We start from the raw sequence: 11127 nt of genomic DNA on the forward strand, positions 1-11127 counted from the left end.
AAGGAAACCCGAAAAGCCGCATGCCAGCGAAACTCCTGTCCATTGAACGGCAGCGAACTTTTTTCAATTAAAGAGCATCCGGCGGAGGATCCCTTCTTTCAGTTGCCCCGCAGGCACGCGGCGCTCCGGAACGTTTCTCCCCTTAAACGGAATCAATACTTCTGAACCGGGGAGTCAGGCAGCCCTTCGTCCGCATCCTCTTCCGCCAGGCGGCACAAATCGTCCGCACGGCGCAGGCAGGCGTCCCACAGCGCCCGGTCCTCCCGTAAGGGGAAAGACATGTTGTCCGTCAACTTTTCCACCCGTTTGGCGGAATCTTCCCGTTCATAGGCGTTCAGGCCGTCCAGGCGGGAAGCCAGGCCGTCCAGCCAGGGAAGAGGATCATGGCAGATCAGGGGGAGGTCGCACCCGGCCCGCAGGGAAAGCAGGGCGGCTTCATCCGGAGCATACTGCCCCGCAATCGCCCCCATGCACAAGTCATCCGTAAACACCACTCCCGTGAAATCGAGCCGGTCCCGCAAAAGGGTGCCTATCACCCGTTTGGAAAGGGTGGCGGGATAGTCGGGATCAATCTGCGGCAGCATGATATGAGCGGACATGATGGAGGACAATTCCGGGCATAAGGCCAAGAAAGGCAGCAAGTCCGTCTTAAACAATTCCCGTTCATCCAGATCAATCACAGGGAGGTTGAAATGGGGATCCGCCTGGGCGCGCCCCATGCCGGGGAAATGCTTGCCGCAGCTTTGCACGCCGCCACGGCGCAGATTGGCGGAATAAACGCCGCCGCGCGCGATCACGTCCTGGGCGTTGTCCCCCCAGCAGCGGCCGGGCAGCGCATTGGAAGCAGACGGGTCATGGCAAATATCCAGCACCGGGGCAAAATTCATGTTCACCCCCAGGTATCTCAGCGCCAGGGCCGTTACGGCGCCCAGCTCCACAATGCCGTTAAAACCGCCGCACCGCGCCAGGGATGCCGGAGAAGGCAGATTCAGCCCCAGGGAGGCGGTGCGCACCACCCTGCCCCCCTCCTGGTCCACGGCAATGACGGGATGATGGCGGCAGAGCTTGCGCAGCGTTTGGGTCAGCGCCCGCACCTGGTCCACGGAATCCACATTCCGGGAGAACAGGATGAAGCCGGCCGGCTGCAAGCGCAGGATGGCAGCCGCCTCTTCCGCGCCCACTTCATGGCCGCTTATGCCGATCAGGGCGGGGAGCATGAACGGAAAAAATTATTTGCCCAGAAGGGACGTCCTGGTGTACAGGGCGTAAACGGGAATACCGCGTTCTTCAATTGCCTGGCGGCCGCCTTCCTCACGGTCCAGCAGCACCAGGGCGGCAGCTACGTGGCCCCCTTCCGCCTCAATGGCGTCAATCGCCTTCAGGGTGGAGCCGCCCGTAGTGATGACATCATCCACGACGACCACGGTATCCCCCGCCTGGAAATTGCCTTCAATGCGGCGCCCCCGACCATGGTCCTTCGGCTCCTTGCGCACGGTAAACACCTGGAGCTTCTTCCCGGCCCCCTCCAGGGCGCTGGTCATGCCGACGGCCAGGGAGATGGGGTCCGCCCCCATGGTCATGCCGCCGATGGCCGCAACTTCCGGGAAACGGGGCAGAATTTCCTCCTTCACCCGCTTCCAGCCCAGCGCGCCCACCAGCGTAGCCCCCACGGGGTCCAGGGCGGTCATGCGGCAGTCCACATACAGGTCAGACACCTTGCCGGAGGCCAGCGTGAAGGTACCCGTGCGCACGGATTTTTCCAGAAGAATGCTTTTCAGAAGGTCGTATTGTTCGCTCATGAAGATAGGAATGGATGAAGTGGCTCCGCCGTATATAACAAATACCCCCGGAATAAGCAACGGATAACAGCATGCAAATCTTGACAAAAGAGAGGAGAGGCTCCATAACCTGCCTGTCATTCACCCGTTCCCATGAAACCCGGCATACTGGCATTAGCCTCCATCAGTTCCATCCTTTTTTCCTGCAGTCCGTATGGAAGGCCCCCCCTTCTTGACAAAATCACCGGGAAACTTCAGGGCGTGTCCGGACAGGACACTTACCTGTCCGGCGTGGGCGCCACTTCCGGCGTCAACACGGACCTTCCTCCGGAAGCCCGCCTGGGCCAGGGATACTGGGACCTGCCGTCAGGCATTCAGGGAGAAAAGCACATCATCATTGATCTCAAGCAGCAGAAAGTCTTCTACTACGTAGGAACCACGCTGGTAGGCGTCTCTCCGATGTCCTCCGGCAAGGAAGGCTACGGAACCCCCAAGGGTACCTATAAAATCATTCAGAAGGACGCCAACTACAAATCAGGCACTTACGGCGTTCTGCGCAGCAAGTCCACAGGAGCCGTGGTCAACGGGGACTACAACGCCAAAGGCGGCGGCGCTCCCGCAGGAACGTACTTCGATCCCGCCCCCATGCCCTACTGGATGCGGATCACAGGGGGCTACGGCATGCACGTGGGCTTTGTCACCGGATACCCGGTCAGCCACGGCTGCGTGCGCCTGCCGGCGGACATGGCCAAGACGTTCTTTGAACACACCCCCCTCGGAACGAAGGTCACCATCAGGTAGCTCCTCCCAGCGGCCTTTCATCCCCATGCCTTAGGAAGAAACGCCCTCTCCGGATTCCGGAAAAAAGGGCGTTTCCCATTCCTGCCGGGAGGTGGCATGCCCGCGCGGAGGGCACCCCCTTCCTTTCCCCGTCCATGGCACAGCTTCCGCACTCTGGAATTGACAAACGATTCAGGACCTTTTAAATGAATGAGTCTTTGATCTTTTGATTCGTCATGACAATCCCTCAAACCCCTTCCCTTCCGCCCCATTTCAATATAGGCGGCTATAGAATCGCGGCGCTTATAGAAAGCGGACCGGATTACAACTTGTACCAGGCCCTCTCTCCGGAAGGCCTGGCCGTTCTGGTGCGTGAATTCTGCCCCCAGGGCCTCGTCACGCGCGACCTGGCCAGCGGGGAACTGTCCGCCGCACCGGAAAACCAGCCTCAGTTCGCCCAGGCGCAGGAAACTTTCGAAGCCCAATACTCCCCCAATGCCGAAGGCAAGCTGAAGGGATTCGGCACCGTATTCTTCCTTTATCCGCTGGCGCAGCCGCAAGCCCAGCCCCAGCCGGTCGTGGCTCATGCCCAGGCCCTGCGCCCCTCCAAAAAACCACAGCAGCCCCAGCTGCGGAAGCCCGTCGTCGGAGCAATCACTCCCGGCGCACCGCTGCCCAAGGTAAAGCGCTCCGGCGGCTTTCCCGTCATCACGGTCATCATCACCGGGATGCTCGCCCTCTTCGGCTTCCTGGGGTACCAGATCCTCAAGGACAAAAAGGAACCTGTCGCCAAAACGATCGCTCAGCCGGTGGTCCTTCCCCCCAAGCCCAAACCCAAGCCCGCTCCGCCCAAGCCGGCTCCTGTGGTCGCCGCCCCGGAACCGGAACCCATCGTGGTAGCCCCGGAACCGGAGCCCGAGCCTGAACCGGAACCGCCTGCACCTGACCTTTCCCCCTCTCCGGAAATCATCGCCATGGAAAAGGCGCTCCGGGAAGAGGCGATGGCCTCCAAGGGCAAATTCTCTGAAAAACTTCTGGCAAAATACCCCTATTACGCGGAAGCCTACGTGCGCGATTATGTCAAAAAGCGCGGGGGCGCCTTCTCGCCGGACTTTGAGAAATGGTTGAAAAACACGAAGACCAATCGTGAAGTCTTTGCCATGTTCTTCCCGCCGGACCCCAGCGTCGCCACCAACGTGGCCTTCATGATTGATGAACTGGGCCTGGAAATGACGGAAAAATACAACCAGCTCGTGCTGGCTTTTGCGGTAGGACGCCGCGAATTCGGCATGGGAGCCTTCGACCTCACCCAGCAGGGCCGCTACATTGACGCCCTGGGCAAACTGAACAGCCTGAGGTCCTCCGGCGCCATGCCCCCGCCCGCAGACCTGTACTGCGCAGGAAAGCCCCCCGTGAACTGGTACGGAAACGCTCCGCGCATGGTGGATGAAGAATGCTACAAAAAGGTGGAAGCTTACTTGGACCGCAAAAAAATCACGCCCAAACAGGCTTGGATACGCAAGTACCCCACGGTTTCGGAAATAGGGGACCCCTCCATCACGGAAGGCAACCTGGCTGGCTTCCTCCATGAGTACATGTACCGCCATGACCAGCTGAGACGCAAGAGGGACCCGTTCCCCACGCCGGTGGAATTCTTCACCTACCTGGTGGACAAATATGAAAATTGCAGCAAGCTGCGGGACGTGGACCGCAAGCGCGTGGACTGGACCGGCGTATCCCTGGAAGGAACGCCCTGGCCGGCCATGATGGCCCTTTCAGAAACCCGCCCCCTGCGCGAATGCGACAGCGTATGGGAACGCTACCTGGGCCAGCGCGGCCCGACGCGCCTGTGGCTGTACGGCCCCTACCGCATGGATGACGACAAGGAGCCGCCCATCCTGTTCAGCTTTGACCCGGACCCGGAATGGTCCCGTGAATCCAATGAACGCAAGCTCCATGAAGGCGGCGTGTGCGGCACCATGTCCCTCATCTCCCGCAACTCACAGATTGCCCGCGGCATCCCGGCAGCCCCCGCCGGACAGCCCGGCCACGGCAACCTGATGACGACCAACTTCAACGGCAACGGCTGCTGGCTGAGTGTAGGCCAGAGCGTGGACACCCTGAAAGCCACCACGGGGTTCTGGTACTTCCGGGACTCCAAGGCGCCGCGCACCGGCAATGCGGAATACCAGTCCGGCCTGGCCCTGTCCATGAACATCGACTATGATAAATTCATCGACAGCCGCTTCGCCATGAACATGTACAAGCTGGCGGCCAAGAGCTCCTCCACGGAAGAATCCGAAGACTCTTCCGGCACGGTGCCCAGGGAATTCACCCAGACGGCCATGAGAACCGTCCTCAAGGCCAACCCGTTCTACACGGAAGCCTGGTACACGCTCTTCAAGCTGGCTCCCCAGGACCTCATGGGAGCTACCAAGATGGTGGATGAAGTGCGGGAAGCCCTCCCGGACGGCATGGGCATCAGAAAACTCTGGAAAACGCGCAAATACGTCTCCTCCGTAGGACGCGGGGACAAGAACGGCAAGGAAATGCTGGCGAACCACGCCAAGGAATACGTCAACGTGCTCTGCTCCGTCATTCTGGAAAACGCCCTGAAACAGGAACACGACTACAAGACCTTCCAGTGGGCGGACCTCATGTCCTGGCTCAAGTCCGAGGCCAAGCGCAACTCCTATCCGGAACCCCAGGCCGCCTACCAGATAGCGTATGCCAAGGCCCAGGGCACGGACAGGCTCAAGAGGACCGTGGACAGGGGCTTCAAGAAAGTCCTCAACTTCTACCGGGATGAAAACAACGTTCTGAACGCTCCCAAGGATGTGGACCAGGAAGAAATGTCCTTCGCCCTGGACGCCCTGTGCCTGGCCCTGCCCAAGGAAGAACTGGTGCCGTGGATGAAAAACATGGTGGACACCTGCCCGGACGGCTTCAAGTACAAGCCCAAGAATAAGAAGGAAACGAAAATCCACCCCTTCTACAGCACGCTGACGAAGAACTACATGTCCCTGGCTGACGGCTCGGAGAAATCCCGCGTCAAGACGGAGATGAAGGACGCTTCCAAGAGGATTCTGGAGCTCTCCCAGAAAAAGAAGGGTGACGGGGAAGAACCTTCCGGACGCCGCCGGAGACGCTGATTCCCTCCGCCTCTCCCGTGCATCTTTACGTTCACATTCCCTTCTGCCACCGCATCTGCCCGTACTGTGCCTTTTTCAAGCACACGCCAGGTTCCACGGACATGAAGCTCTTCATCCGTGCGCTGGCACGGGAAGCGGAATCCCGCGCCGCGTCCCTGGCCATGGACCGCGGGGGGGAAACCGCCACGCTCTACTTCGGCGGGGGAACGCCTTCCATGCTTTCCGACACGCACCTGGGCCGCCTCATGGAAACCCTGAACCGTCTCGTGCCTGTGGACAGGCTGGACGAGTTCTCCTTTGAGGCTAACCCGGCCACCTTTACGGAAAAAAAAGTGCGCTTCTGGCGCAGCCTTGGCATGAACCGCGTCTCCCTGGGCGTGCAGTCCCTGGATGCCCGCATCCTGCACCTGCTGGGCCGGGAACACACCCCGGAACAGGCCCTTCATTCCGTGGAAATGCTGAAAAACGCGGGCATGCCCCACGTCAACATGGATCTCATGTTCGCCATTCCGGGGCAAAGCCTCTCCACCTGGGAAGCCACACTGCGGGAAGCCGTACGCACCGGAACGGACCACGTCTCCGCCTACAACCTGACCTATGAGGAAGACACGGAATTCTTCCGGAGCCTGCTGCGTGGGGAAAAAAGGCAGGATCCGGACAAAGACGCCGCCTACTTCGAACTGGCGGAAAACATTCTGGAAGCGGCCGGCATGCGCCACTATGAAACCTCCAACTACGCCAGGGAGGGCTGCCATTCCCCCCACAACATGGCCTACTGGAAGGGAGAGGACTACGTGGGCATAGGCCCCGGCGCGGTCAGCACCATCAACGGCATGCGGTACTCCAACACGCGGGATACGGACACCTACATCCGCAGCACCCTGGAAAACGGTCTGCCCTGCTCCGAGGTGGAACCCGTCACTCCGGAAGACTACCGCCTGGAACGCATCGCCCTGATGCTCCGGACGGACGAAGGACTACCGCTGAAATACATCCTGCCGGAATCCCGTCCGCTACTGGAACAATACCGGGAACTGGGCCTGGCATACATCTCCCCGGAACAAAGGCTCATCCTGAAAGGCCGCGGCCGCCTGCTGGTGGATGCCATTGCCGCGGAATTGTGCTGAGGGGAAGAATTTCTTCCTCTTCAACAACCGCAGAATACAGAATTCATGGGAGGCATCCGGGGAAATATTCAGGCCTGCATAATATTGTTCTTGGCTTTTTAATATGGAAAGGATACAATCTTTACAGACAACGGTGTCTGCTTATTCGGAATTTTGGCTTTTACTCCCGGCTCTTCGGGAATGCATTGAAGAACAATCAGAGCACGTGTCTTTTGATCATATGAACACAAAAATGTATGTAGGGAATTTGTCCTTCAATGCCACCGAACAGGACCTGAGTGATTTGTTTGGCACCCATGGCGAAGTGACTGAAGTATTCATTCCAACCGACCGTGAATCCGGAAGGCCCAGAGGTTTCGCATTTGTAACCATGGAGTCCACCGATGCCATGAACGATGCCATTTCCGCCCTGAACGGAAATGATTTTCAGGGACGTCCCCTGGTTGTCAATGAAGCCAAGCCGCAGACAAACACAGGCGGCGGCGGTTACCGTAGTAACGGCGGTAACGGCGGCAGACGCGACAACAACGGCTATGGCCGTAACCGCCGCTAAAAGCGGGAAAATGGAAGGAAGAGCATTTGCTTCTTCCTGATATCTTCACATTTTCAGTAAGGCCCGGCGCTTTCATGCTCCTGGCCTTACTATTTTACATCAAGACCTCCCGGCAGAGATATTCTCTGCCGGGAGGTCTTTTACATGGCTGCATGACGCTCCCGGTACAGCTGCCTAACGCTACTTGCCGCAGCCTGTACAGAAAGCGCCTTCTACCAGGCCGTCCGTTCCCGGAGGGCCATTTCCTCCCTCAATTCAACAAGGACTCCCTGACATTCAATCTATCCGGAACTGGCGCGCCATTTTTTTCAACCACCAGTCCCGGTGCCTCATTTCATCCCTGCTGCGTTCCAGTTCCCGGAGTTCGCTGCCGCGCAATCCTCCCCTGATGTACCGTTCATCCAGCTTGCGCGCTTCCATCCGTGTATCCTTCCGCAGGGCCTGGTAAAACTGGGCTCCGGTCACCAGGCCGCTGGCCGCCCCTCCCTGGCCCACCAGATTCATGTAAAGCTTTCTCAGCCTGTTGTAATCCTCCACCACCCGGTTGTATTTCAGGGCGGCGTACTGGTAGCGCTCCTTCCAGTCCTCAGGTCCCGGATTGACCAGGCGGTCTTCCAGGGAGCCGGGGTCCGGCGTGGGTGCGGGCACCGCTCCGGAGGGCAGCGGAGGAAGCGGCGGAGGCTGAGGAACGGGGCGACGGCTTGTCCTGGGAATGCCGTTGCCCGTCATGGAAAGAGGAGAACGTTCCGTCAGCAGGCTGTCCATGCGCACCTGCTCCAGGGTTTCCAGCAAATGGGCGCGCTCCTTTTGCAGGGAGACGTTGGAATTGCGTTCTTCTGAAAGCGACTGCTTCAGCGTCTGCATGCTGCCGGAAATCTCCGAATAAACCAGCGCATAGGCCCCGATGCACCCCAGCAGAAAGCCCAGCCCCAGCATGATTCCCCTTTCCCGCCACGGACCGGGCCTGCGTTCCGGAGCCGGTTCCGGAATATCCGGCTCCGGCTCATGGGAAACAGTCAGGTAGTGTTCCAGGGGACCCTCGTCAGGCATGGCTTGATTCAGGAGTGGGACGTAAAAACGCCGGTTCAGGCTTGTTCCGGGCGGATGCGGTCCGCGCCGAAGTACGGCACGAGCGCTTCCGGAATACGGATGGAGCCGTCCGGCTGCTGGTAGGTTTCCAGCAGGGCCACGTACAGGCGCGGCAGAGCCGTGCCGGAACCGTTCAGGGTATGGCAGAACTGGTTTTTGCCGTCTGCGTCCTTATAGCGCAGGCGCATGCGGCGCGCCTGGTAATCCGTAAAGCAGGAACAGGAGGAAACTTCCAGATACTGCCCCTGGCCGGGAGCCCATACTTCAATGTCGTACGTCTTGGCGGAGGAAAAACCGAGGTCGCCCGTGCAAAGCTCAATCACCCGGTAATGCAGCCCCAGCTTCTGCAGAATGGATTCCGCATGGCTCCGGAGCACTTCCAGCTCCCGGAAGGAGTCTTCCGGCTTCAGGATCTGAACCAGCTCCACCTTGTCAAACTGGTGGATGCGGATCATGCCCCGGTTGATGCGGCCGGCGCTTCCCGCCTCCCGGCGGAAGCAGGGCGTATAGGCGGCCATCTTGATGGGCAGCTCGCTTTCCTGTAAAATGGTATCCCGGTACAAGTTGGTCACGGGCACTTCCGCAGTGGGAATCAGGAACATCTGCTGTTCTTCCGTGCCGTACATGTCTTCCTCAAACTTGGGAAGCTGGCCGGTGCCTTCCATGCACTCCCGCTTGACCACAAAGGGAACCCCCACCTCCTGATAGCCGTTCTCCACGGTCTGAGTATTCAGCAGGAAGTTGATCAGGGCGCGCTCCAGGCGTGCGCCCGCTCCGCGGTACACCACAAATCCGGAGCCCGTAATCCGCGCTCCGTCTTCAAAGGAAATCATGCCCAGGTTCGCGGCCAGTTCCACATGGTCCTTCGGATTTTCAATAGCAGGCTTTTCGCCCCACAGCTTGACTTCCGGGTTGGCCGTTTCATCCGCGCCTACGGGGCATTCCAGGTGCGGCAGGTTGGGAATGTTCATCAGCAAGGAAGCCAGCTGGGCGGCATTCTCCTCCGCCATGCGGTCCAGCTCCCGGATGCGGTCCCCAATCTCGCGCACGCGCGCCTCAATGGAGGAAGTGTCCTCCCCCTTCTTTTTAAGCATGCCGATCTGCTTGGAGGTGGCATTGCGCTCGGACTGCAAGGCCTGCTTTTCCGTTTCGGCATTGCGGCGCGCTTCATCGCACGCCAGAACGTCATCAACAAGCTTCCACGCATCCCCGCTACGGGGCTTCAGGCGCGCTTTCACTTCTTCCGGATTTTCTCGTATTACACGGATATCGAGCATAACGCGCACAGCTTGCACTCCATCCCGCCGCCACGCAAGCCAAATGAACGGAGTCCCGGGGAAAAACTTCGCGTGCAATAACCCGTTCTCCGGCATGGAGCGGCATGGCCGTTTCAGAAAAACGTACCGGGAGCGCTACACGCCATGCGGCAACTAAAAGGGTTGATCTTCCGCAGAATGCTTTTCAAGTGAAAAAACAGTCCCCTTCCACTCCATGGACAGGGTTGAAGCAGGAGCAAGCGGCGCTCCTTACGGTCTTTTGAAAATAACCTGCATGGTGAACATCTTTCTCTTTTCTTCTGCTTCAGATTCTTGAATTGCCTTGCATGCCGATTTACAGCAGGATGATAGGCGGCCTATGATAAAACGATTATTTTTCCTGTATGGAATGCTGGCCTTCCCGTCCGGCGTTCTGTTTCCTGCGGTTGAAACGGCATCCGCGATAAACTCTTCTCTTTTTCCCGCCGCCGGCTTTCCGCCCTCTGCACCATTACTGCCGGATCCGGATCAACAGAAGCCCTGTTCCCCTCCCTTCATCCAGCAGCCGTGCCCCCTTCTTCCGGTAGAGATGATGATGGGAGGCTATGCCGGATGCCCGACTGCCGCAGACCTGCTGAACCGTTTCCGGGAAGATCATTGTTTTGTGTCTCCCCATTTCAACAGTTATTCCCTGTACAGCACCAGGAATGTCAATAAGGACGACAGTCCGTCAAAACCCGGCCATTTCTTTTTTCTCCGGAATGACTTCCCGCAACATGCTCCGGAAATTGCCTGCATGATTCACCGATACGGAGACGGACTTTACCATGAAGAAATTTCCTTCTTCCAAAGGATGGAGAAACAAGCTGATTCATGGAGACAAATCGTCCATTTTAATTTGAGTGACCCTGCCCTGCCATGGGGAGGGGCATTCGGGGGAGCCCGCGCACGGCTGGCCGCGCTCACGCCGGATTCCATCATCATTCCGGTGGAATCCGTACGGGACGGCCAACCTCTGGGGCAGATCGTGTTCCGATTCCGTCTAAAAGACGGAATTTACCGAATGCAGTCCCTCCTGATTTCAGAAGCGGCAGAGGAATAGAATGGAGCATTCCGGAATTCTATTTTTATCCCCCATCCCTTGCAAATCCACTGCACTGAAACCGGAAGCCGCTGCCTTGGTGCGTCGTTGCTGATCTCTACAGTTCTTTTCCCGGATACAGTGGCTCCTACCTCTTTTCTTTTTCTGGAAAAACCGGATGACAAGGGCCGGGAGGCCCTTATTCCCAGGACATCCATGAACATTTGACGCAAGGGCCTATTCCCGGACGCCTGCTGCCCTCCCCTGATGGGAATGAAAAGGGAATGCCGCCCCATTACCCCCATTACCCC

General features: G+C 58.6%; 9 protein-coding genes. 5 read left to right on the top strand and 4 right to left on the bottom strand.

Annotation, left to right across the window (positions count from 1 at the left end):
- Positions 1-152: 152 nt before the first annotated feature.
- Positions 153-1217, bottom strand: a complete 1065-nt coding sequence (gene nagZ, locus LIO64_RS03175; protein ID WP_290548005.1) for a beta-N-acetylhexosaminidase — start codon at positions 1215-1217, stop codon at positions 153-155.
- A gap of 12 nt (positions 1218-1229) precedes the next feature.
- Positions 1230-1799 (bottom strand): orotate phosphoribosyltransferase, encoded by a 570-nt coding sequence (pyrE, locus tag LIO64_RS03180; RefSeq protein ID WP_290548006.1) that lies wholly within the window; start codon positions 1797-1799, stop codon positions 1230-1232.
- Positions 1800-1931: 132 nt separating this feature from the next.
- Between pyrE and LIO64_RS03185 the strand changes: the two genes are divergently transcribed.
- From LIO64_RS03185 to LIO64_RS03200, 4 genes are all read left to right on the top strand, one after another.
- Positions 1932-2579, top strand: coding sequence for a L,D-transpeptidase family protein (locus LIO64_RS03185; RefSeq protein ID WP_290548007.1), 648 nt, complete (start codon positions 1932-1934; stop codon positions 2577-2579).
- 215 nt (positions 2580-2794) lie between these two features.
- On the top strand, positions 2795-5710 hold the full coding sequence (locus LIO64_RS03190) for a hypothetical protein (RefSeq protein ID WP_290548008.1): 2916 nt from the start codon (positions 2795-2797) through the stop codon (positions 5708-5710).
- A gap of 17 nt (positions 5711-5727) precedes the next feature.
- On the top strand, positions 5728-6837 hold the full coding sequence (gene hemW / locus LIO64_RS03195) for a radical SAM family heme chaperone HemW (RefSeq protein WP_290548009.1): 1110 nt from the start codon (positions 5728-5730) through the stop codon (positions 6835-6837).
- A gap of 220 nt (positions 6838-7057) precedes the next feature.
- On the top strand, positions 7058-7390 hold the full coding sequence (locus tag LIO64_RS03200; protein WP_290548010.1) for an RNA-binding protein: 333 nt from the start codon (positions 7058-7060) through the stop codon (positions 7388-7390).
- Between the two features lie 276 nt (positions 7391-7666).
- On the opposite strand, the gene LIO64_RS03205 is transcribed toward LIO64_RS03200, so the two are convergent.
- Together LIO64_RS03205 and serS are read right to left on the bottom strand one after the other, a co-directional pair.
- The gene (locus LIO64_RS03205) at positions 7667-8440 is read right to left on the bottom strand and encodes a hypothetical protein (RefSeq protein ID WP_290548011.1); all 774 of its coding nucleotides are present in this window, start codon (positions 8438-8440) and stop codon (positions 7667-7669) included.
- A gap of 35 nt (positions 8441-8475) precedes the next feature.
- Positions 8476-9756 carry a serine--tRNA ligase gene (serS, locus tag LIO64_RS03210; protein ID WP_290548012.1) on the bottom strand — a complete coding sequence of 427 codons (1281 nt, stop codon included), beginning with the start codon at positions 9754-9756 and terminating at the stop codon, positions 8476-8478.
- Between the two features lie 568 nt (positions 9757-10324).
- Here serS and LIO64_RS03215 point away from each other — a divergent pair.
- The gene (locus LIO64_RS03215) at positions 10325-10837 is read left to right on the top strand and encodes a hypothetical protein (RefSeq protein ID WP_290548013.1); all 513 of its coding nucleotides are present in this window, start codon (positions 10325-10327) and stop codon (positions 10835-10837) included.
- Positions 10838-11127 lie beyond the last annotated feature (290 nt).

Origin of the sequence: Akkermansia sp., from assembly GCF_020860705.1 — a bacterium.
Lineage (GTDB): Bacteria > Verrucomicrobiota > Verrucomicrobiia > Verrucomicrobiales > Akkermansiaceae > Akkermansia.

Bases quoted from the DNA above. Each gene is read 5' to 3' on its own strand.
- nagZ (WP_290548005.1), bottom strand. From the start codon at position 1,217: ATGCTCCCCGCCCTGATCGGCATAAGCGGCCATGAAGTGGGCGCGGAA.
- pyrE (WP_290548006.1), bottom strand. From the start codon at position 1,799: ATGAGCGAACAATACGACCTTCTGAAAAGCATTCTTCTGGAAAAATCC.
- LIO64_RS03185 (WP_290548007.1), top strand. From the start codon at position 1,932: ATGAAACCCGGCATACTGGCATTAGCCTCCATCAGTTCCATCCTTTTT.
- LIO64_RS03190 (WP_290548008.1), top strand. From the start codon at position 2,795: ATGACAATCCCTCAAACCCCTTCCCTTCCGCCCCATTTCAATATAGGC.
- LIO64_RS03200 (WP_290548010.1), top strand. From the start codon at position 7,058: ATGAACACAAAAATGTATGTAGGGAATTTGTCCTTCAATGCCACCGAA.
- LIO64_RS03205 (WP_290548011.1), bottom strand. From the start codon at position 8,440: ATGCCTGACGAGGGTCCCCTGGAACACTACCTGACTGTTTCCCATGAG.
- serS (WP_290548012.1), bottom strand. From the start codon at position 9,756: ATGCTCGATATCCGTGTAATACGAGAAAATCCGGAAGAAGTGAAAGCG.
- LIO64_RS03215 (WP_290548013.1), top strand. From the start codon at position 10,325: ATGATGATGGGAGGCTATGCCGGATGCCCGACTGCCGCAGACCTGCTG.